Origin of the sequence: Paraconexibacter algicola (assembly GCF_003044185.1) — a bacterium.
GTDB lineage: Bacteria > Actinomycetota > Thermoleophilia > Solirubrobacterales > Solirubrobacteraceae > Paraconexibacter > Paraconexibacter algicola.
This window is the reverse complement of sequence record NZ_PYYB01000001.1, coordinates 99,350-119,581: the sequence shown is the minus strand read 5'-3', so window position 1 is coordinate 119,581 and position 20,232 is coordinate 99,350. Positions and strand designations below refer to the sequence as shown.

Annotated in this window: 19 protein-coding genes; 11 read left to right on the top strand and 8 right to left on the bottom strand. The window is 74.7% G+C overall.

Features of this window, described 5'->3' with window-relative positions; genetic code table 11:
* Positions 1-2 precede the first annotated feature (2 nt).
* On the bottom strand, positions 3-1,388 hold the full coding sequence (locus C7Y72_RS00560; RefSeq protein ID WP_107566681.1) for a metallophosphoesterase family protein: 1,386 nt from the start codon (positions 1,386-1,388) through the stop codon (positions 3-5).
* Positions 1,389-1,438: 50 nt separating this feature from the next.
* On the opposite strand from C7Y72_RS00560, the gene C7Y72_RS00555 reads away from it, so the two are divergent.
* The 5 genes from C7Y72_RS00555 (at position 1,439) to C7Y72_RS00535 (ending at position 9,061) form a co-directional block, all read left to right on the top strand.
* Positions 1,439-1,813, top strand: coding sequence for a type II toxin-antitoxin system PemK/MazF family toxin (locus tag C7Y72_RS00555; protein ID WP_107566680.1), 375 nt, complete (start codon positions 1,439-1,441; stop codon positions 1,811-1,813).
* 122 nt (positions 1,814-1,935) lie between these two features.
* Positions 1,936-3,408, top strand: a complete 1,473-nt coding sequence (locus tag C7Y72_RS00550) for a class I adenylate-forming enzyme family protein (protein WP_107569503.1) — start codon at positions 1,936-1,938, stop codon at positions 3,406-3,408.
* A gap of 250 nt (positions 3,409-3,658) precedes the next feature.
* A complete protein-coding gene (locus C7Y72_RS00545; protein ID WP_107566679.1) occupies positions 3,659-7,504 on the top strand; it encodes a M14 family zinc carboxypeptidase in 3,846 nt (1,281 codons plus the stop codon).
* 97 nt (positions 7,505-7,601) lie between these two features.
* A complete protein-coding gene (locus C7Y72_RS00540; RefSeq protein WP_107566678.1) occupies positions 7,602-8,303 on the top strand; it encodes a GntR family transcriptional regulator in 702 nt (233 codons plus the stop codon).
* Complete coding sequence (locus tag C7Y72_RS00535) at positions 8,300-9,061, top strand: hypothetical protein (protein WP_107566677.1); 762 nt, start codon at positions 8,300-8,302, stop codon at positions 9,059-9,061. Before C7Y72_RS00540 ends, C7Y72_RS00535 begins: the two co-directional genes overlap by 4 nt.
* Here the strand turns inward: C7Y72_RS00535 and C7Y72_RS00530 are convergent.
* Together C7Y72_RS00530 and C7Y72_RS00525 are read right to left on the bottom strand one after the other, a co-directional pair.
* Complete coding sequence (locus tag C7Y72_RS00530; protein WP_107566676.1) at positions 9,058-9,438, bottom strand: SET domain-containing protein-lysine N-methyltransferase; 381 nt, start codon at positions 9,436-9,438, stop codon at positions 9,058-9,060. The genes C7Y72_RS00535 and C7Y72_RS00530 overlap by 4 nt on opposite strands.
* Positions 9,439-10,000: 562 nt before the next feature.
* Positions 10,001-10,780 (bottom strand): spermidine synthase, encoded by a 780-nt coding sequence (locus C7Y72_RS00525; protein ID WP_107566675.1) that lies wholly within the window; start codon positions 10,778-10,780, stop codon positions 10,001-10,003.
* A 43-nt stretch (positions 10,781-10,823) separates the two neighbouring features.
* Between C7Y72_RS00525 and C7Y72_RS00520 the strand changes: the two genes are divergently transcribed.
* The 3 genes from C7Y72_RS00520 to C7Y72_RS00510 are packed head-to-tail and all read left to right on the top strand — an operon-like array spanning position 10,824 to position 12,393.
* On the top strand, positions 10,824-11,609 hold the full coding sequence (locus tag C7Y72_RS00520) for a crotonase/enoyl-CoA hydratase family protein (protein ID WP_107566674.1): 786 nt from the start codon (positions 10,824-10,826) through the stop codon (positions 11,607-11,609).
* A gap of 5 nt (positions 11,610-11,614) precedes the next feature.
* On the top strand, positions 11,615-12,037 hold the full coding sequence (locus C7Y72_RS00515; RefSeq protein WP_158276553.1) for an FAS1-like dehydratase domain-containing protein: 423 nt from the start codon (positions 11,615-11,617) through the stop codon (positions 12,035-12,037).
* Entirely contained in the window at positions 12,034-12,393 is a 360-nt protein-coding gene (locus tag C7Y72_RS00510) for a MaoC/PaaZ C-terminal domain-containing protein (RefSeq protein WP_107566672.1), read from the top strand. Before C7Y72_RS00515 ends, C7Y72_RS00510 begins: the two co-directional genes overlap by 4 nt.
* On the opposite strand, the gene C7Y72_RS00505 is transcribed toward C7Y72_RS00510, so the two are convergent.
* Positions 12,377-12,754, bottom strand: coding sequence for a VOC family protein (locus tag C7Y72_RS00505; RefSeq protein ID WP_107566671.1), 378 nt, complete (start codon positions 12,752-12,754; stop codon positions 12,377-12,379). The genes C7Y72_RS00510 and C7Y72_RS00505 overlap by 17 nt on opposite strands.
* Before the next feature lie 127 nt (positions 12,755-12,881).
* Between C7Y72_RS00505 and C7Y72_RS00500 the strand changes: the two genes are divergently transcribed.
* Entirely contained in the window at positions 12,882-13,382 is a 501-nt protein-coding gene (locus C7Y72_RS00500; protein ID WP_107566670.1) for a MarR family winged helix-turn-helix transcriptional regulator, read from the top strand.
* Positions 13,383-13,399: 17 nt separating this feature from the next.
* Here the strand turns inward: C7Y72_RS00500 and C7Y72_RS00495 are convergent, their stop codons facing one another.
* On the bottom strand, positions 13,400-14,554 hold the full coding sequence (locus C7Y72_RS00495) for an acyl-CoA dehydrogenase family protein (RefSeq protein WP_107566669.1): 1,155 nt from the start codon (positions 14,552-14,554) through the stop codon (positions 13,400-13,402).
* The gene (locus C7Y72_RS00490; RefSeq protein WP_107566668.1) at positions 14,551-15,435 is read right to left on the bottom strand and encodes a 3-hydroxybutyryl-CoA dehydrogenase; all 885 of its coding nucleotides are present in this window, start codon (positions 15,433-15,435) and stop codon (positions 14,551-14,553) included. The genes C7Y72_RS00495 and C7Y72_RS00490 overlap by 4 nt, the downstream gene beginning before the upstream one ends.
* A gap of 107 nt (positions 15,436-15,542) precedes the next feature.
* On the opposite strand from C7Y72_RS00490, the gene C7Y72_RS00485 reads away from it, so the two are divergent.
* Positions 15,543-16,181, top strand: coding sequence for a transglutaminase-like domain-containing protein (locus C7Y72_RS00485; RefSeq protein ID WP_107566667.1), 639 nt, complete (start codon positions 15,543-15,545; stop codon positions 16,179-16,181).
* A 5-nt stretch (positions 16,182-16,186) separates the two neighbouring features.
* Positions 16,187-16,648 (top strand): NUDIX hydrolase, encoded by a 462-nt coding sequence (locus C7Y72_RS00480; protein ID WP_107566666.1) that lies wholly within the window; start codon positions 16,187-16,189, stop codon positions 16,646-16,648.
* On the opposite strand, the gene C7Y72_RS00475 is transcribed toward C7Y72_RS00480, so the two are convergent.
* Both C7Y72_RS00475 and C7Y72_RS00470 read right to left on the bottom strand, forming a co-directional pair.
* Positions 16,645-19,056, bottom strand: coding sequence for a CARDB domain-containing protein (locus tag C7Y72_RS00475; RefSeq protein WP_158276552.1), 2,412 nt, complete (start codon positions 19,054-19,056; stop codon positions 16,645-16,647). The genes C7Y72_RS00480 and C7Y72_RS00475 overlap by 4 nt on opposite strands.
* Before the next feature lie 70 nt (positions 19,057-19,126).
* On the bottom strand, positions 19,127-20,230 hold the full coding sequence (locus C7Y72_RS00470; protein WP_107566664.1) for a TrmH family RNA methyltransferase: 1,104 nt from the start codon (positions 20,228-20,230) through the stop codon (positions 19,127-19,129).
* Positions 20,231-20,232 lie beyond the last annotated feature (2 nt).

Below are 20,232 nucleotides of genomic sequence, written 5' to 3'. Positions count from 1 at the left end.
TCTCAGCTGCCGACGAACGGCAGGTCCGGCGCGCTCAGCGGCAGCGACGGCGCGGGCTGGAACCCCCGCCGCCCGTACAGGTGCGTGAAGCCGCGGCTGGACCGTGGGCCGCGCGTGTACTCCGCCTGGCGCCCGTAGACCTGCCGGGCGCTGGTCGCCACCCACTCGCGCACGAACGGCTCGTCCATGCGGTGGAACTCGCGCGTGACACCGTCCTCGTGGAAGCGCAGCAGCGCGAACCCGGCCGGGTACTCCTTGCCCGCCCCGTTCTCCACGAACGGCAGCCGCTCCCCGATCCGCTCGTCGTAGGCGACGAGGTTGCGGTGCGTGTGCCCGTGGAGCACCAGCGCGACGTGCGGATGCCGGGCGAGCACCCCCAGCGCGTCACGGCCGCCGCGGTCGGGGTCGACCCCGGAGCCGAAGGGCGGCAGCGCGCTGAAGCGCGACCCGGCGACGATCGGGTGGTGGAAGAGCACGAGCGCCCGGCGGCCCTGTCCGGCGGCCCGGGTCAGCTCGCGGTCCAGGAACGACAGCTGGTCCCCGAGGTCCAGCCGCCCGCGGCCGCTGTCCGGGTCGCAGGAGTCCAGGCCGATCACCGTCAGCGCCGGGCCGACGTCGCGCGACCACGACAGGGCGTGCGCGCCGACGGGTCGGTCGCCGAACGCCTGCATCCGCAGGCAGTCCCCGTCCTCCCCGCAGGGACCGAAGCGGCGGTCGTGGTTTCCGCGCGTCACCGCCAGCGGTACGCGCGCCCGGCGCAGCACCGCCAGGGCGCGGCGCACCTCGTCGGGGCGGCCGCGGTCGGTGAGGTCGCCGTTGACGACGAGCAGGTCGGGGCGCAGCCGCCGGATCGCCCGCACGGCCGCAGCGGTCATGCGGATCGCGTAGCCGGGCTCGGAGAAGCACGGCGGGAAGTCGCCGCTGATCGTCCCCGAGCAGCCCTCGCCGACGTGGATGTCGTTCAGCACGGCGATCGTCGCCAGCACGCGCCCGGCGGGCCGGCGCAGCGTCGTCACGACCCCGGTGTGCGCGTCGTTCTCGGGCACCCGGCGGCCGCCGGACCACAGCTCGTAGCGGTACTCGCGGCCCGGCTGCAGACCCTCCACGGACGCGACGTGCACCCGGGCGTCTTGCTCCAGCACCCGCGACTCCCCGGCGGCGGGCAGGCCCGGGCCCCGCAGCACGATCCGGCTGTCGGACGCCTCCGACGTCGCCCACCAGCACGAGAAGCCTGTCGGCGTCACGGTCACGAGCTCCGAGCGCAGCCCGCCGCGTAGCGCTGCGAGCTGCCCGAGCGCGGGCGGCGCGCCGCGCGCCCCGAGCAGCAGGCCGCCCGCCCCGGCGGCACCGGCGACCAGCAGCTCCCGACGGGACACGCCGCGTTCCATGGGCGCGATGCTCCCACAGCCGCGACCGGCCCCCGTTACGTTCCTGTGCCATGAGCGAGCCAGCGTTCCGCTACGACCCGGACCTCGACGGGGACGCCGACCCCGGCGAGGTCGTCTGGACCTGGGTGCCCTACGAGGAGGACGCCTCCCAGGGCAAGGACCGCCCGACGGTCGTCATCGCCCGCGACGGCGACGAGGTCCTGCTCGTGCCGCTGTCAAGCCGCAGCCACGAGGACCGGCCCGACCGCGACGACTGGATCGAGCTCGGCAGCGGGGCGTGGGACCGCGACGGCCGTCGCAGCCACGTCGACGTCTCGCGCGTCCTGCGCGTCCGTGCCGACGCGATCCGCCGCGAGGGCGCCGTGCTCGAGCAGGACCGCTTCGAGGCGGTCGTCGCCGCCGTGCGCGCCCGCGGCGGCGGCTGAGCGCCTGTCGGCTCTCCACAGCCCGCGGGGTGCCGGTTCGTCCCTGCTCCCCATACAGCGGTCGCGGACGACGTGGGAGCCTCGGACGCGACCCACCACGCCAGGAGAGACCGATGACGACCATGGAAGAGCGCCGCGCCGCGCTGACGACCTTCGCCGAGCTGCCCGCGATGCGCGCCTCCCAGGCCCCCGACGCCCCGGCCGTCTGGGACGACCACGTGCAGCTCGACAACGCGGGGCTGCACGACCGCGTCGAGCGGGCCGCCGCGGCGCTCGTGCGCGCCGGGGTCGGGCCGGGGGACACCACGGCGGTGATCCTCCCCAACCGCCACGAGCTGATCGTCGCGCTGTTCGCGTCCTGGCGGATCGGGGCGGCGATCACGCCGGTCAACCCGGTGCTGACGCCGACCGAGATGCAGTACCAGGTCGACGACGCGGGGGCGAAGGCGATCATCGGCGAGGGCCTGCAGATCGAGGGCCAGGTGCTCGGCCTCGAGGCGCTGCTGCAGGACGTCGGGGACACCGCGCTGCCGGCGCCGCCGCAGGACCCCTCGGACCTCGCGCTGCTGATCTACACGAGCGGCACGACCGGAAAGCCCAAGGGCGTCATGCTCGACCACTCCAACCTGCTGAGCATGTGCGAGAGCGCCGGGACGCACCTGCTGATCACCGACGCCGACCACAGCCTGCTGGTGCTGCCGCTGTTCCACGCCAACGGCATCGTCGCGGGCACGCTCACGCCGCTGCTCGCGGGCGGCCGCGTCACGATCGTCGCGAAGTTCAGCCCGTCGACGTTCTTCGACACCGTCGCCGCCGTGCGCCCCACGTACTTCTCGGCGGTCCCCGCGATCTACGCGATGCTCTCCGCGCTCCCCGACGACCAGGTCGCCGACACGTCCTCGCTGCGGCTCGTCATCTGCGGTGCGGCGCCCATGCCCGCCGAGCTCATCCACCGCGTCGAGGAGCGGTTCGACGTCGTGCTCGTCGAGGGCTACGGCCTCTCGGAGGGCACCTGCGCCTCGGTGATCAACCCGGTGGAGGGGAAGCGCAAGCCCGGCACGGTCGGGATCCCGATGCCCGGCCAGCAGGTCGAGATCATGGGCGAGGACGGCACCATCCTGCCGCACGGCGAGCGCGGCGAGGTCGTCATCAAGGGCCCGGTCGTCATGCGCGGCTACCTCAACAAGCCCGAGGAGACCGCCAAGACGATCGTCGACGGCTGGCTGCACACCGGTGACGTCGGCATCTTCGACGAGGACGGGTACCTGAAGATCGTCGACCGGATCAAGGACATGATCATCCGCGGCGGGGAGAACATCTACCCGAAGGAGATCGAGTCGGTCCTCTACACCGACGAGGGCGTGCTCGAGGCGGCGGTGATCGGCCGGCCCGACGACGTGCTCGGCGAGGTCGTCGTCGCCTACGTCGCGCTGCGCCCCGACGCGACCACCACGGTCGAGGACCTGCACGCGCTCTGCGAGGAGCAGCTGGCGAAGTACAAGCGGCCGGTGCTCATCGAGCTGCGCGACGAGCTGCCGAAGAACCCCGTCGGCAAGATCGACAAGCCCACCCTGCGCAAGCAGTCGGTGGCCTGAGGCCCCGACGCCCGCGCCGCGGCCCCGGACGGACGTCCCGGGGCCGCGGTCTCCGCGGGCGACCACGGGTGGGCGCCCTCCTCGGCGGCGCCCGTGAAGGTGAACGCAAGTGCGACGGACTGTCGAACCTCCATCCGGATTCAGGCCGGGGTGTCCAAGCTGCGTTGCGTGACGCACATCCGGTCGGGTGAGATGGCCCGGCCAGCGCAACAGCCAGTTCACCCGCCGTTCACATCAGGAGAGGTTCCCCATGAGGTATCCGCGAAGGGCGGCGCTGAACGCGCTCGCCCTGGCGTCCTTCGGCGTGCTCGGGGCATCGGCCCCGGCCGGCGCCGCCGAGACGATCGAGGCCTACGAGGCCACCGTCGAGCGCTCGACCGTCAGCCTGCTGGCCGACGTCGGCGTCGACATCGGCCACACCGGCTTCGACCAGCGCAAGCTCGCCCCGCAGCGCATCGTCGTCGACCTGCTGCCCAGTCAGGCGGCGGCCGTCGAGCGGGCCGGGCTGGACCTCACCGAGGTCACCGCCGCGACCGTCGCGCCGCGCGACGCGATGGAGCGGGCCGCCCGCCGGTCGCGCTCCGCCCGCGCGATCGTCAAGCCGGAGACCGGCGGCGACTCCCCGAACGCCTTCTACGACGTCTACCGCACCTACTCGGAGGCGGGTGGCATCGCCGACGAGCTGCGCGCGCTCGCCGCCGAGCACCGCGACATGGCCAAGCTCGTGCAGATCGGCGTCTCGCAGCGCGGCAAGCCGATCCTCGCGCTGAAGGTCACCAAGGACGCCCGCAACGTCCGCGACGGCGAGCGGCCCGCCGTCCTCTACTCGGGCGTCAACCACGCCCGCGAGTGGATCGCCGCGGAGACCGCCCGCCGCATGCCCCGCTGGTTCCTCGAGCACGCCGACAGCGGCACCACCAAGGACCTGCTCGAGCGCGCCGAGCTGTGGTTCCTGCCGATCATGAACCCCGACGGCTACGACTACACGTTCACCTGCGGCGTCGGGCCCGCCAACACCGCCTGCGGCTCGCAGCTGAACCCCGCCACCGGCACCTACCAGTACGTCGACGCCAACGGCGTCGTGCAGACGAGCAACAACCGTCTCTGGCGCAAGACGCTGCGCGACAACGACGACGACGGGATCTTCGGCGGCGCGCAGGACGGCGTCGACCCCAACCGCAACTTCCCGACCGCCTGGGACATGGACCAGGAGGGCGCGTCCAACGCGACGAGCTCCGCGGTCTACCGCGGGCCGTTCCCGCTGTCGGAGGCCGAGAACGTCGCCTACGACCGGCTGCTGCGCAAGATCGGTCCCGAGGCGGTCATCAACTACCACTCCGCCGCGCAGCTGCTGCTCTACCCGTTCGGCTACATCACCGACGCCTCCACCGACGACAACCCCTGGTTCGTCGCGCTCACCGGCACCGACGGCGACGCGGCCGTCGACCCGTACATCTCGCAGCGGTCCTCCGACCTCTACGTGACCAACGGCGAGACCACCGACCACGCGTACAACAAGTACCGCGCGATGGCCTGGACGCCCGAGCTCGACGAGTGCGACACCGCGGGCGGCGGCACCTTCTGCGCCGGCTCCGGCTTCACCTTCCCCGACGACGAGGGCAAGGTCGAGGCGGTCTTCGAGAAGAACCTCGACTTCGCGCGCAACGTCGCCCAGACGGTCACCGACCGGGACCGCCCCGACCGGCCCGTCAACGCCAACCAGGACCAGTCCTCCTACCAGGTCAAGGGCGCCCCGGACATCGAGGCCGACAGCTTCCCGGTGTCGTTCGGCAGCGTCCAGCCGCTGGAGGCCAACGTCCGCCGCATCCTCGGCCCGGTCGACGCGACCGTCTCCGTCGCGACCGGTCCCGGCGGGGCGTCCCGCACGCTCACGCTCCGCATGAGCGAGGTCCGTGGCGGTGAGCGCTTCGGCGACCTGCGCGGCACGTACTACCGCCGGATGCGCGTCGTGCCGCCCGCGACGTTCGTGCAGCCCGGCACCACCGCGACCCCGCGGCCCCTGGCCACCGGGGACGTCGTCACCGTCAGCATCCGCGCGGGCGGCCAGCGGCAGGACTTCCGCTACCGCGTCGCCTCGACCGCCCCGGCCACCGACAAGCGCGTGCTCGTCGTCGCGGCCGAGGACTACACCGGCGTCTCGCCGAACCGCACGCCGTACGCGAGCGCTCCGCGGTACGCCGACGCGTACGTCGATGCGGTGCCCGCCGCCGGCTACCGCACCGAGGTCTACGACCTCGACGCCCCGCCCGCCGGCCCGGGCGGTGCCGCGGGCACGAAGTACCTGTCGCGGCTCGGCGTGCTCTCGCACTTCGACGCCGTCGTCTACGAGACCGGGGACGACCTCGTCCCGCAGGACACCACCGAGACGGTCACCGACACGACGTTCCGCCGGCTGAACTCGGCGACGTCGATCACCGGCTCCACGCACGTCGCCCGCTACGGGCCGCGGAACTGGCAGGCGCTGCGCGACTACCTCAACGACGGCGGCAAGCTCGTGTACGCCGGCCGCAACCTGTGGTTCCCGCAGACCGCGACCAGCACGTCGCTGACGACGTACTCCGGCTACACCTGGTGGCAGGAGCCCGCCTACGGGTTCACCTACCCGCCCGGGCAGGCCGGCGACGACGACCGACCCGGGACCGCGTACTTCCGCGAGCTCGACATCAGCAACGACTTCGGGCAGTACTTCCTGGGCGTCGCCGCCCGGGCGGGCGGCCCGGGGACGACGACGTTCGCCAGCACCCCCGCGGTCCCGTTCGGCACCGGCGGCATCTTCGCCGGCATCGACCCGGTCGTGCTCGACACGACCACCGGGGCGGGCGGCGCGCCCGACCCGACCCAGGACGAGACGGGCGCGGCGACGCCGCGGGCGAAGGCGCCGATGCGGCTGCGGTCGCTCTCGAGCGTCACCGGGCAGCGGCCGATCCGCCAGGAGCGCGTCGAGCTCGACTACCAGGGTCAGACGACGGCCAACGGCGGCGCGGCGATCTCGACCCCCGACAGCGTGACGTTCGGCTTCGGGTTCGAGCAGACCGACGCGGCCACGCGGGCGACGCTCATGCAGCGCACGCTCGCGTACCTGCTGCCGGCCACGCCCGACACGACGGGCCCGACCGCGACGTTCCTGCGGCCCGCCGCCGGGGCGCAGGTGACGCCGCGTGACCCGGTGGAGATCGAGGTCGACGCCGCCGACGAGCGGGGCGACCTGCGCGAGGTGCGGCTGCAGGTCGGCGGCCGGCTGGTCGCCACGAAGGTGTCGTTCCCGCACCAGCTGCGGTGGACCCCGGCCGCCTCCGACGTCGGCTCGACGGTGACGCTCACCGCCGAGGCGGAGGACGATGCGGGCAACGTCACCACGATCACGCGGGACGTGACGGTCCTCGCCGCCCCGGCGGAGATCGAGTCCCCGATCCCGACGGGCCGTCCGGTCCTCACCGGCAGCCCGGTCGTCGGGGAGACGGTCACCTGCCAGGTGCCGACGTTCGACCCGTCCCCGACCGAGACGCGGTTCGCCTGGACCCGTGACGGCGTCGTCGTGCCCGGTCAGGGCGCGGGCACCTACGCGGTCACCGGGGCGGACCTCGGCGCGCAGCTGCGCTGCGTGGTCACCGGCGTGAACGCCGCCGGCGACGGCGACGCCACGAGCGAGGCCCGCACCGTGTCGGCCGCGTCCGCGGGCCCGGCGGGCCCGGCGGGGGCGCCCGGCCCGGCCGGTCCGGTGGGCCCCGTCGGGGCGCCCGGTCCCGTCGGGGCGCCCGGTCCGGCAGGCCCGGCCGGCCCGAAGGGCGAGAAGGGCGACGCGGCGATCGTGCGCGTGACCTGCTCGCTGACGAGCTCGCGCCGGTCGATCCGCTGCACGGTCAGCCCGATCGGGCGGCCCGCCGGTCGCGTGCGCGTGTCCGCACGGCTGCAGTTCTCGCGCCGCAAGGTCAGCGCGACGGGCAGCGGGCGCGTGGCCGTGACGGTCCGCTCGACGCGGCGCCTGAGCTCGCGGACGAAGGCCGTCGTCGCGGTCGGGATCGGCACCGCGAAGACGACGCTCACCGTCCCGGTGGGCGCGACCCGCACCCGCTAGGGCGGGGTCCGCCGGTCGGCGTCCCGGGGGCTCCCGGGGCGCCGACCACGGCGCTCTCCGGGCACCGCGGGGGCGCTTGTATACTAGTACGCAGCCCATGCAGCTCGTCCTGTCCGACAGCGGCCGACCCGGAGAACCGACCCGGGACCGCGTGTACGCGACGCTGCGGGACGCGATCACCACCGCGCAGCTGGACCCCGGCCGGCGGCTGTCCGAGAACGAGCTCGCCGGGGAGCTCGGCGTCAGCCGCACCCCGATCCGGGAGGCGCTCGCGCTGCTGCGCGAGGAGCGGCTCGTCGCGATCGTGCCGCAGCTCGGCACCTTCGTCACGCGGATCAGCCGCCAGGCGGTCGAGGACGCGGCGTTCGTCCGCGAGGCGCTCGAGTGCGCGTCCGTGCGACTCGCCGCGCGCGCCGCCACCACCGACCTGCTCGACGAGCTGCAGGCCAACCTCGCGATGCAGGAGCGCGTCGTCGACCGGGCCGACCCGGTCCGCTTCGACGCGCTCGACGGGGAGCTGCACCGGCTGCTCGCGCTCGCCAGCGGGCGGCCGATCGCCTGGACGCTCGCCCAACGCGCCAACGGCCAGCTCGACCGCGTCCGGCGGCTGTCGCTCCCCGCTCCCGGCTTCCTCGCCGACATGCTCGCCGAGCACCGCGCCGTCGTCGCCGCGGTCGCCGCCCGGGACGCCGACGCGGCCGAGTCGGCGATGCGCCACCACCTCCGCCAGGTCACCTCGCAGCTCGGGGAGATCCAGGCCGCCCACCCCGAGTACTTCGACGAGGAGCCCCCCGCATGAGCACCGTCTTCGAGGTCGAGCGCCGTCCCACCGCACGCCCGGTCGGCCGCCCCCGCGCCCGCCGCTTCGGCCGCGACGAGATCATCGCGGCGATCCAGGCCTGGACCGCCGAGCACGGCGCGCCACCGCTGACGATCGACTGGGAGCCCTCACGCGCCCGGGCCCGCGGGCAGGTGTGGCGCGCCGAGCGGTTCGAGCGCGGGACGTGGCCGACGATCCGGATGGTGCGCCGCCAGTTCCGCACGCTCGGCGAGGCGATCGCCGCAGCCGGGCTCGAGCCCCCGCGCCCGCGCGGCCGCAAGCCCAACCTCACCGGACCGGACGCCGTCCTGCGCGCGATCCGCGAGTGGACGCGCCGCTTCGGCGAGCCCCCGACGCAGACCGACCTCGACCCCTACCGCGCGCGCCGCACCCGCCAGGAGTGGCGGATCGAGCGCTACTACGAGGGGGACTGGCCGAGCCTGCCGACCGTGCGCCACCACTTCGGGACGCTCAGCGCCGCCGTCGCCGCCGCCGGCCTCGAGCCCGCCCCGCAGTCCGAGACGCCCGCCGACCGGCTCGCCCGCCGGCGGCGCAATCGGCTCGCGCTGGTCGACGGCGTCGCCGGGGCCGCGCCCGACCACGGGCCGGGCGCCCTCGCCGCCGCCGTGCGCGAGGTCGCGCGCGCCCGCTCGGCCCGCGACGCCCAGGCGCTCGACCAGGCCCTGCTCGAGCTCGCCGGGACCGCGCTGGGCTGGGCCGACCGCGTGCGCGGCTAGCCCGCGCGCTCGGCGTCGATGGCCAGCAGGTACGGTGCGACCAGGGCACCGTACGCCCGCTTGCGGTCGGCGGGGAGGCTCTTCCATCCCGTGACCGCCCCTCGACAGTTCCGGGCGCCGCACAGGCACGCGATCGGGAAGTGGTCGATCGTGAAGTTCCGCATGGCGTAGTCGAACGTCACCTCCTCGCAATCGGCGATCGCACGGCGGGCGACGAAGTCGAAGGCGCACGCGTCGTTCAGGCGGACGCCGCAGTTCGGGTCACAGGAGTGGTTGACCTTCGGACCCAGTCCGCCGTGGCGGGCCCACGCATCCCGGCCAACCTGCGTGGCGTGGGAGTCGTTGCCGGTCAGGGCGCCGACGAGGAAGCCGGTCATCACGGTCTCTCCGGCGGCGAACGCACGCGTTGCGAGGACTGCCTCGCCCTTTCCATCGGGGGAGCTGCGCAGGACGACGTCCTCCTCGGGACGGCCGACCGGGTCGGAGCGGTGGGGCTGGTGACGGGGCAAGGGAAACCCCTTTCGATTGATGCCCTAGGAGGCCGAGCATAGACGTCGGGCCGGTGGCCCCCCGGGCGAGGTGGGCTACACTGACCCCTCGGGCGTCCAACGAAAGGGTCCCAATGACCCATCTCTGTTGCCCAAGCTGTCGACTGCGCTGCTCCCGCGCGACCGCAGCTCCCCCCACGGCCTGTCCGCAATGCGGCGAGCCACTGCTACCGGAGTCCCGTGCCGAGCGCGTCCTCGGCTACTCCCTGATGACCGATCGCTCCCCGCGGAGCGAGGCGCCCGCGGCGGCGGTCGCTCTCCGCGGCCACCGGGACCGATCATGAGGAGCGTGAGCCGTCACCGGCCCCGCCTCTGCCGGACGTGCACCGCGCCGATGGCCGGACAGTCCGACGTCTGCTGGTCCTGCGGTGCCGTCTGGGACACCACTCCGTCAACCCACGCCGAGGTCCCGCCAGGGCTGGACGCCGCCGACGAGCCGCGCAAGGTCGGTGCCGAGCACCAGCCGCGCGGGGGAACGGTCGGCGGCGGCCGCTGACTCCAGGCGCGCCGCGGGCAGCGGTGCGGCGGCACCCGCGAGCACGACGTTCCCCGCCCCGCGGAGCCCGCGCGCCCCGAGAGCGACGACGTGCTCGTAGGCCCGCAGCAGCGACGCGGCGACCGCGCGCGTGTCGTCGAGCGCGCGCGTGTCGACGAGGTTCACCAGGGTCAGCGGCGCCACCCGCGCCGCGTCCGTCAGCGCCTCGAGCGTGACGAGGTGGCGGGGCACGCGGGCGCCGACGAACGCGTCGAGCACGATCGCGTCGTGGCTGTCGTCGGGGCGCGCCGCGATCCGCTCGCGGCCGTCGCCGACGCGGACGCGCAGCCCGGGCGCCCGGCGCAGTCCCAGGTGCTCGCGCGCGACCTCGAGGACCGCCGGGTCGATCTCCACGACCTCCTGGCGGCCCTCGCGGTCCTCGTCGGCCAGGGCCCGGGCCAGCGCGCAGCCCGCCCCGCCGACGTGCAGGACGCGGCGCGCCCCGGCCGCGCGCAGCACGAGCCGCGCCCAGCGCAGGTAGTCGAACTCGAGGTGCCGCACGTCGGCGAGGTCGACGTAAGAGGCGTCCATGTCGCCCTGACGCAGCAGCCGGCCCGTCGGGCGCGCCGGGTCGCGCTCGACGACGAGCTCCCCGACGCGCGCGACCACGATGTCCTGGGCGCGTCGGCGGGCCACGGGCGGGATCATCGCGGACGGTCCCGGCGGTTAGGGTCGGGGCATGAGCGACTCCGCCGCCGTCCGCGTCGAGCGCGACGGCCCCGTCACCACGGTGATCCTGTCCCGTCCCGCGGTCCGCAACGCGGTCGACGGCCCGACCGCCGCGCTGCTGGCCGACGCCTTCCGCGCCTTCGACGCCGACGAGGACGCCGCCGTCGCCGTCCTGTACGGGGAGGGCGGCTCGTTCTGCGCCGGGGCCGACCTCAAGGCGCTGGGCTCCGACCGCGCCAACCGGATGCACGACCCCGGCAGCGGGGACGGGCCGATGGGTCCGAGCCGGATGCAGCTCGGCAAGCCGGTGATCGCCGCGGTCGCCGGGCACGCGGTCGCGGGCGGCCTCGAGCTCGCCTGCTGGTGCGACCTGCGCGTCGTCGAGGAGGACGCCGTGTTCGGCGTGTTCTGCCGCCGCTGGGGCGTGCCGCTGATCGACGGCGGCACCGTCCGGCTGCCGCGGCTGATCGGGCTCAGCCGCGCGATGGACCTCATCCTCACCGGCCGACCCGTCGACGCCGCCGAGGCGGAGCGGATCGGCCTCGCCAACCGCGTCGTGCCCACCGGCACGAGCCTCGCCGCCGCGCAGGAGCTCGCCCGCGACCTCGCCCGCTTCCCGCAGGTGACGATGCGCGGCGACCGCCTCTCGGCGCTGCAGCAGGACGGCCGCGACGAGCAGGCCGCCCTGGCCGTCGAGTGGGAGCACGGGCGCCGCGCGCTCACCGCCGCCCTGGAGGGCGCGTCGCGGTTCGCGGGCGGCGCCGGCCGCCACGGCTCCTTCGACGACCTCGGCTGAGCGGCGTGCCCGTCGATCCCGCCGTCGTCGGCCGCGCGCTCGACACCGTCACCGTGACGATCGAGCCGGGCAAGCTGCGCGAGCTCGCCCGCGCGTTCGGGGAGGACCCGGACGCCTGGGGCGCCGTCGCGCCCCCGACCGCGCTCGTGCTCGCCGACCACCTGCGCGCCGACGGCATCATCGACGCGCCGCTGGCGATCGGGATGGACGTCGAGCGGCTGCTGCACGGCGAGGCGTCCTGGGACCTCGTCCGGCCCGTGCGGGCGGGCGACGTGCTGACCGGCACGACCGTCGTGGAGGCGCTCGACACCCGCGAGGGCCGGCGCGGCGGCACGATGACCCGCGCGACGTTCGCGACCACGTTCACCGATCCCGCCGGCGCGGTCGTCGCCGTCCAGCGCCACGTCTTCGTGGAGACGGGCGCGTGAGCGCGTTCCCGCCGCAGCGGATCGGGCCGATCACCCGCACGGACATCGTCCGCTACGCGGGGGCGGGCGGCGACTTCAACCCGATCCACCACGACGACGCGTTCGCGCGCGCCGCGGGCAGCGACGGCGTGTTCGCGATGGGCCTGCTGAGCGGCGGGATCGTCGCCGCGCGTCTGGCCCGCTGGGCGGGGCCCGGGAACGTCGCGTCCTACCGCGTGCGGTTCACCGGCCAGGTGTGGCCCGGGGACGAGCTGCTGCTGACCGGTGACGTGGACGGCGTCGCCGTGACGCTGCAGGCGCGCCGCGGCGACGACGTCGTGGTGCGCGCGTGGGCGACGCTCAGACGTCCTGCATGACCGCGTGGACGTTGCCCGCCGGGTCGGTGAACCAGGCGATGTGCGGGCCGCGCGTGCCGTCGCTGCGCACGATGCCCTTGGCGTCGTGCTCGAACCCGTCGTAGCGGACCAGCTCGACGCCGCGGGCGGCGAGCTCGTCGACGGCCGCGTCGATGTCGGGCACCGGGAAGTTCAGGACCGTGTACGTCGCGGGCACGTGGTCGGGCTTCGGGTACACGATCGTGTTCTGGGACCCGAGGTGCAAGACGAGCATGCCCATCTCCTCACTGGTGGGCAGGCCGAGCGTGTCGGCGTAGAAGGCGCGCGCGGCCTCCACGTCGGGGACGGCGAGGCCGTGGAAGGCGATGCTGGCGTCGAACATGCGGGTGCTCCTCGGGTCAGGGACGGGTGTCGATCCTGACCGACCGGGTGCCCGGAACTCATCGGTCCGGCGCGCCGGTGCGTCGGCGGACCGGCCCGGCGGGCCGTGTGGCAAGCTCCCCGGGGCCGTGCCCGAACCGCTGCCCATCGACCCGATCGCCGAGGCCGGACGCCAGTGGGAGAAGCATTGGGGCGCCGAGACCGTCCCGCCCGTGGCGGCGGTCACCTCGCTCATGCGCGCCCACCAGGTCGTGCTCGCCCGCCTGAACGAGCAGCTCGAGCCGCACGGGCTCTCCTACGCGCGCTACGAGGCGCTGATGCTGCTCTTCTACTCGCGCGCGGGAGAGCTGCCGCTCGGGAAGATGGGGGAGCGCCTGCAGCTGCACCCCGCGAGCGTCACGAACCTCGTCGACGGCCTCGAGCGGCTCGGCCTCGTCGCGCGCACCCGTCATCCCAGCGACCGGCGCACGACGCTGGCGCGGATCACCGACGAGGGCCGCACCGTCGCCACCGACGCGACGCGCGCCCTCAACGGCATCCGCTTCGGGATGGAGCCCGTCGGCGACGGCGACCTCGTCACCCTCGCCGACGTCCTGCACCACCTGCGGGCCGCCGACTTCCGCCTGTAGCGCCGTCCGGGTCCCGGCTACGCGGTCATCGCGCGGGCGATGACGACGCGCTGGATCTCGTTGGTGCCCTCGTAGATCTGCGTGATCTTCGCGTCGCGCATCATCCGCTCGACGGGGTACTCGTTCACGTAGCCGTAGCCGCCGAGGACCTGGATGGCGTCGAGCGTGACGCGCATCGCGTTGTCTGACGCGAACAGCTTCGCCATCGACGTGTACTTGCCGACGTTGGGCGTTCCCCGGTCGACCATCGTGCACGCCTTGTAGAGCAGCTCCCGCGCGGCGGCCGTCCCGGTCTCCATGTCGGCGAGCTTGAACTGCAGGCCCTGCAGCTGGTTGATCGGCTTGCCGAACGCGATCCGCTCCTTCGCGTACTCGTTGGCGTAGTCCGTCGCACCCTGCGCGATCCCCACCGCCTGCGCCGCCGCACCCAGCCGCGTGCGCTCCAGCGTGCCGAGCGCGACGGAGAGGCCCTTGCCTTCGACGCCGATGAGGTTCTCGTGCGGGATCCGCACGTCCTCCATCACGGGCGAGCCGGTCGGGGAGCCCTTGATGCCGAGCTTGTGCTCGTAGTTGCCGATCGAGAACCCCTCGCGGTCGGCTTCGACGAGGAACGCGGAGGAGCGCCGGTTCTCGCGGTCGGTGATCGCGAAGACGACGTAGGTGTCGGCGACCCCGGCGTTGGAGATCCAGTTCTTCGTCCCGTTGAGGACCCACTCGTCGCCCTCGCGCACCGCGGTCGTGCGCATCGCCGCGGGGTCGGACCCGGCCTCCGGCTCGCTCAGCGCGAACGCGGGCGCGAGCTCGCCGCTGGCGAAGCGCGGCAGCCACTGCTCCTTCATCTCCTCGGAGCCGAACAGGCTGATCGGCAGCGAGCCGAGCTCCTGCAGCATGAGGATCAGCGCGCTCGACGCGCAGACCTTCGCGATCTCCTCGACCGCCATCTGCAGCATCAGCGTCCCGGTGCCGGTGCCGCCGTGCTCGGTGCCGAACGGCAGCCCCAGCACGTCCTGCTCGGCGAGGAGCCGGCGGACGTCCCACGGGTACTCGGCCGCCCGGTCGATCTCGCCGGCGCGCGGCGCGATCTGCTCCTGCGCCAGCTGGCGGACGAGGTCCCGGAAGTCCAGGAGCTCCTGCGGGATGTCGTAGAGGTCGGGGAACGCGGTGGTCGTCATGCGATGGCCTTGGTCGGGGTGGGAGCGCTGTCGTAGTCGTAGAAACCGCGGCCGCTCTTGCGGCCGTGGGCGCCGGAGACGACCATCCGCTTGAGCAGCGGCGGCGGGGCGTACTCGGGCTGCTTGAACTCCTCGTAGAGCGAGTCGCCGATCGCGTAGAGGACGTCCAGGCCGATGAAGTCGGCGAGCGTCAGCGGGCCCATCGGGTGGCCGCAGCCCTGCTTCATCGCCTCGTCGATGTCCTCGCGGGCGGCGAAGCCGTCCTGGAACATCCGGATCGCCGCCATCAGGTAGGGGACGAGCAGGAAGTTGACGATGAAGCCGGAGCGGTCCTTCGTGATCACCGGGTGCTTGCCGATGTCGCGCGAGAGGTCCTCGGCGAGCGCCACGACGTCCTCGTGGGTGTCGTAGCCGACGACGATCTCGACGAGGCTCATCACCGGCACGGGGGAGAAGAAGTGCAGTCCGAGGACGCGCTCGGGGCGCCGGGTCCACGAAGCGATCTCGGCGATCGGGATCGACGAGGTGTTGGACGCGAGGAACCGCGCGTCGGGCAGCAGCGCGTCGAGCTTCTTGAACAGGGAGCCCTTGACGCGGGCGTCCTCGATGATCGCCTCGACCACCCCGTCGACCCGCTGCAGGTCCTCGATCTCGGTGGTCCAGGTGATGCGGTCGACGAGCGCCTCGCCGTCCTCCTCGGCGAGCTTGCCGCGGCCGACCGCGCGGGCGATCGATCGCTCGATCCCTGCGCGGGAGCGCTCCAGCGGCGGGCCCTCGGGCTCGAAGACGACGACCTCCAGGCCCGCGCGCGCACACGACTCCGCGATGCCCGAGCCCATGAAGCCCGCTCCGACGACGCCCAACCGCTCGATCTCGCTCATGCATCCACCGTAGCGATGCTTGGAGGTCAAACCATATGGTCGGGCGCCACGAACTGGAGGATCTTCTGGTGTCGGGAGGGCACCGCCGGGCATGCCAGACTCCGCCGATGCCGACCGTCACCCCGCCCGACGCGCCGCCGACCGACGCGGACCTCGCGCCGACGGCGTTCCTCGACGCCGACCACCCGACCGTCGTCGCGTTCGTGCAGCGCGTCACCGCGGGAGCCGACTCCGCGGTCGAGCGGGTCCGCCGGCTGTTCGCGGCGGTCCGCGACGAGCTGCGCTACGACCCCTTCGACCTGCCCACCGACCCGGCCGCCTACCGGGCCAGCGCCGTGCTCGACGCGGGCCGCGGCTACTGCGTGCCGAAGTCCGTCGTGCTCACCGCGGGCGCGCGGGCACTCGGCGTGCCCTCGCGACTGGGGTTCGCCGACGTGAAGAACCACCTGCAGTCCGAGCGGCTCGCCGAGCAGATGGGCACCGACCTGTTCGTCTACCACGGCTACTCGACCCTCTGGATCGACGGCGCGTGGCGCAAGGCGAGCTCCGCGTTCAACGCCGAGCTGTGCGCGCGCTTCGGCGTCGAGCCGCTGGAGTTCGACGGCACGAGCGACGCGCTGCTGCACCAGTTCGACGCGCAGGGCGGCCGCTACATGGAGTACCTGCGCGACCACGGCACCTGGGACGACCTGCCGCTGGACCATCTCCTGGCCGAGTACGCCCGCGTCTACGGCCCGCCCGCCTGAGCGGGGTGCGCCACAGCGCCGGGATCGTGCTGCACCGCGCCGGACCGGAGGGTCCCGAGGTGCTGCTCGGGCACATGGGCGGCCCGTTCTGGGCCCGCAAGGACGACGGTGCGTGGTCGATCCCCAAGGGCGAGTACGACCCGGCCACCGAGGACCCGTGGGACGCCGCCCGCCGCGAGTTCCGCGAGGAACTCGGCCTGCCGCTCCCGGACGGCCCGCGGCTGGAGCTCGGGGAGATCCGCCAGTCCGGCGGCAAGCGCGTCACCGCGTGGGCGGTCGCCGGGGACCTCGACGTCGACGCGATCGTGCCCGGGACCTTCGAGCTGGAGTGGCCGCCCCGCTCCGGTCGCACCCAGGTCTTCCCGGAGATCGACCGCGCCGCCTGGTTCGGGACCGAGGCGGCGCGGGTGAAGCTCGTGCGGGCGCAGGCGGCCTTCCTGGACCGCCTGCTCGAGCAGCTCGGCTAGACCCCGGAGACCAGCCCCCCGAGCGCCTGGAAGCCCGGGACGAACGACAGGTCCCAGTCGGCCTTGGTCTGGATCTCGACGACCGGCCCGATCTTCACGGAGCTGCCCGGGCTGACGCGGAAGCCGAGGTCCTCGACCCCGTCCTTCGACGCCGTGATGTAGAGGCCGCCCTTGAGCTGGTCCTCGCGGCCGGCGATCTCGATCTTCCCGCGGACCCCGACGAACGCGGTCACCGTGCCGGCGCGGAACTTCCAGTCCACCTGCGCGAACGCCTGCGCCCAGTTCGACTTCCCGAACTCGTAGGCGACCTGGATGCGCTCGCAGTTGACCTTGATCTTCGGGAGCTTCGTCGGCAGGTCGATGAGCTTGCTCGTGTCGAGGACGAAGTTGAACGACTTCGTCACCGCGTTGCACGCCTCCGGGCCCTCGATGCTCCCGGCGGCGGCGTCGGGCGTGGCCGCCGCGGGGTCGGCCGAGCCGTCGGGGGACTCGACGCACTCGTCGTAGGTCCGCCGCAGATGGACGCCCCAGCCCTGCAGCGGTCCGATGAAGCTCAGCGACGCGATGTGCTCGAGGCTCTGGATCAGCAGGACCTGCTCGGCGCGGTTGTCCGGGTCGTCGAAGTTCGACGCGAGGCCGCTGATGATCCGCGACTGCAGTGCGAGCTCCTGCTCGGCGTACGCGCGGGCCCGGGAGAGGTGGTCGACGATCCGTGCCGTCGCGGCCTTCACCTCCGGCGTGCAGGTCTCCCGCATCCGCTGGATCTCGCACGGCCGGGGGTTGGGCCGCACGTTGCGGCACGCGTCCGAGGCGGCGCGGGACAGCTCCAGCCAGCGGCTCTCCTGGCCGTCCGGCGGGTTGAAGAACGCGTTGCTGATCGTGATCGCCTCGTCGACCTCGCGGCCGGCCGCGTCGAACAGCGCCTTCGCCTCCGGACGCGCGTGGACCTGGCTGATGACCCGGCGCAGCGCGAGCTCGCGCCGGCGCTGGGCCGGACCGACCTCGCGGTCGCGCAGCCGCGCCTGGACCTCGTCGCGGGCCTGGTTGCGCGCGTCGATCTCCGCGGCGGCGCGGCCCATCGCGAGGTCGTCGTAGTACGGCTTCAGCTCCGCCGCCTGCCGGGGGTTGGCCGGGAACCGGAACGGCCGCAGCGTGCTGGCCCGCCCGCCGGACTCGTCGAAGGCCGTCGGCGGCGTCGGCTCACCGGTCGCCGTGGCCCGCCGTTTGGCCGACCGGCGGAGCTTCGCGATCACCGCCGCGTCGCTGCCGCCGGCGCACAGGAGGTCGGCGGCCTGCGACGACGCGGCCTCCGCGCCCAGCGCGGGATCGAGCGCGGGCACCCGGGCGAGCACGGTCCGGGCCTCCGCGGCACGACCGAGCTGCTGCAGCGCGACCGCCCGGATCTGCGCGGCACCGGCGCGACGGTCCAGTCCCGAGGCGAGCGGCGTCACCGGGTCGGCCTTCGTCGCCGCGTCGAGCAGCGCGAGCGCCTCGTTGGGCAGGCCGGCGCTGGTCGCGAGCGCGGCCGTGTTCTGGAGCACGTCGCGGTCGTGCGGTGCGAGCTCGGCGGCGCGCAGCTGGGCGACGAGTGCGGCGCCCAGGTTGCCCTCGGTCAGCGCGCCGAGCGCCGCGCCACGCGCAGCGTCCGCCGTGCGCGCCTCGGTCGAGGACGCGAACGCCGCCATGGCGGGCGCGCCGACCTGCACCGTGAGCGCGGCCCGCGCACCGCGCAGCGCGGCACGGAGATCCTTCACCGCGCGGCGGGGGACCGCGGGGGTGCAGCCGAGGCCCTTCAGGGAGGGGAGCTGCGACGCGATCCGGGCGTCGGGCAGCACGGCGAGGGCGTCGTTGAACGACGTGAAGTCCCCGGTCGCGGCGGTCCCGCCCGACACGGTGACCGGGCCGCCGGCACGGCAGTTGTCGGTCTCCCGTGCCTCGCGGACGGCGCCCCGGTCGTCGGCGCACGCGAGCAGCCGGTAGGTCCCGGGCCGCACGGTGGCGGGCACCGTCACCCGCACGGTGCGCCGGGCCCGCGCCGCACGCGCGGGTCGCAGGGCGGGCACCGCGCGGGCACCGACGAGCGCGACGTCCGCGTCGGCGCCGCGCGGGTCGGCGGTCGAGGCGCGGCGCGCCGCGAGCGATGCCGCCACGTCGGCGCTCAGGTAGTACCGCGTGTGGGACGCCCGGGCACGGGCGCGGCCCGTGTTGCGCGTCGTGTCGCGGACGGCCAGGGTCGCGCCCGCGGCGACGGACGGGGTCGTCGCCGTGACCGCGGTGACGCGCAGGTTCGCCGGTCCGGCGGGGGCGGCGACGGCGGTCGCGGACGGCAGGGCGATGAGCGCACCGGCCAGCGCGGCGGCGGGAAGGGCGGCTCCGGGACGGGGACGGGGCGGGCGGATGGAGGGCATGGAGCGCACTCTGCGGCGCCGCCCCGCGGCGGGCATCGGGGGAATGCCCCTTCCTCGTCGGGGCCCCTGCTCAGCGCCGCGTCGCGTACCCGAGGATCGCCGCGGCCGCCGCGACGTTCAGCGACTCGAAGCCGCCCGCGGGGATGGTGACCGTGTGGTCGCAGCACGCGATCTCCTCGTCGGAGAGGCCCCGCTGCTCGCTCCCGAGGACGACGACCGTTCCCGCGGGCAGCTCCTCCGGCCGCACGCCGCCCCGCGGCACCGCCGCCGCGAGCGCCGGACGGGCGGGGACTGCGGCGAGCGTCGCGAGGTCCGCGCCGCGGGCCACCAGGCCCGGCGCGAGCGTCGCGCCCGCCGCCGCCCGCAGCGCCCGCCGCGACCACGGCGACGCGCACCCCTCGTCGAGCAGGACGCGCGGGCGGCCGAGCGCCAGCGCGGTCCGGACGATCGTCCCGACGTTCCCGGCGTCGCGGACGCCCACGAGGACGAGCGCGCCCGCCGGGAGCTCCCCCGGGTCGGGCGCGGCCGGGCGCGGCACGAGCGCCACGACGTCGGCGGCCTGCCCGAGCACGCCGAGCGCGCGGCGGGCGTCGTCGGCGAGCGGCGCGCCGTCCCGGCCGCCGAGCAGCAGGCCCGGTCGGGCGCCGAGCGCGGTCGCCTCCGCGATCACGTCCGCGTCCTCGAGCGCGACGACGCGCTCCTCCGGATCCTCCGCGCGGAGCAGCGCGACGGCGCGGGCGACGCGCGGGTCGCGGGCCGAGGTCACCGCGACGAGCGGGTCGCCGTCGACGCGCTCGCGGAACGTGCGCGCGCCGACGACCCGTGCGCCGAGCGCCGTGGCCCGCTCGCGCAATCCGCCGTCGGAGGTCGCCACGGTCACCGCGCCCGGGTCGCGGTCCCGCTGCAGCAGCGCGACGATCGTGTCGTCGGCGGCGTCGCGGCGCGACGGGTCGGGACCGTCCGCGGTGACGACCCGCGCGAGCACCGGCGCCCCGTAGGGCCTGCGCGCCCCGTCGACCACGACGGTCGCCTGCGCGCCGGTCCGCGCGCACCACGCGTCGACGGCGGCCACGAGCGCGGTGACCGCGGCGGGGCGGTCGCGCCACCACCCGTCCGGACGGCTCCCGAGCACGTTGAGGGCATCCACCAGGACGCGGCGCGGGGGAGGGGCCATCG

Bases quoted from the DNA above. Each gene is read 5' to 3' on its own strand.
- C7Y72_RS00520 (WP_107566674.1), top strand. From the start codon at position 10,824: ATGAGCGACTCCGCCGCCGTCCGCGTCGAGCGCGACGGCCCCGTCACC.
- C7Y72_RS00490 (WP_107566668.1), bottom strand. From the start codon at position 15,435: ATGAGCGAGATCGAGCGGTTGGGCGTCGTCGGAGCGGGCTTCATGGGC.
- C7Y72_RS00505 (WP_107566671.1), bottom strand. From the start codon at position 12,754: ATGTTCGACGCCAGCATCGCCTTCCACGGCCTCGCCGTCCCCGACGTG.
- C7Y72_RS00545 (WP_107566679.1), top strand. From the start codon at position 3,659: ATGAGGTATCCGCGAAGGGCGGCGCTGAACGCGCTCGCCCTGGCGTCC.
- C7Y72_RS00475 (WP_158276552.1), bottom strand. From the start codon at position 19,056: ATGCCCTCCATCCGCCCGCCCCGTCCCCGTCCCGGAGCCGCCCTTCCC.
- C7Y72_RS00540 (WP_107566678.1), top strand. From the start codon at position 7,602: ATGCAGCTCGTCCTGTCCGACAGCGGCCGACCCGGAGAACCGACCCGG.
- C7Y72_RS00555 (WP_107566680.1), top strand. From the start codon at position 1,439: ATGAGCGAGCCAGCGTTCCGCTACGACCCGGACCTCGACGGGGACGCC.
- C7Y72_RS00530 (WP_107566676.1), bottom strand. From the start codon at position 9,438: ATGACCGGCTTCCTCGTCGGCGCCCTGACCGGCAACGACTCCCACGCC.
- C7Y72_RS00535 (WP_107566677.1), top strand. From the start codon at position 8,300: ATGAGCACCGTCTTCGAGGTCGAGCGCCGTCCCACCGCACGCCCGGTC.
- C7Y72_RS00550 (WP_107569503.1), top strand. From the start codon at position 1,936: ATGGAAGAGCGCCGCGCCGCGCTGACGACCTTCGCCGAGCTGCCCGCG.
- C7Y72_RS00495 (WP_107566669.1), bottom strand. From the start codon at position 14,554: ATGACGACCACCGCGTTCCCCGACCTCTACGACATCCCGCAGGAGCTC.
- C7Y72_RS00470 (WP_107566664.1), bottom strand. From the start codon at position 20,230: ATGGCCCCTCCCCCGCGCCGCGTCCTGGTGGATGCCCTCAACGTGCTC.
- C7Y72_RS00560 (WP_107566681.1), bottom strand. From the start codon at position 1,388: ATGGAACGCGGCGTGTCCCGTCGGGAGCTGCTGGTCGCCGGTGCCGCC.
- C7Y72_RS00485 (WP_107566667.1), top strand. From the start codon at position 15,543: ATGCCGACCGTCACCCCGCCCGACGCGCCGCCGACCGACGCGGACCTC.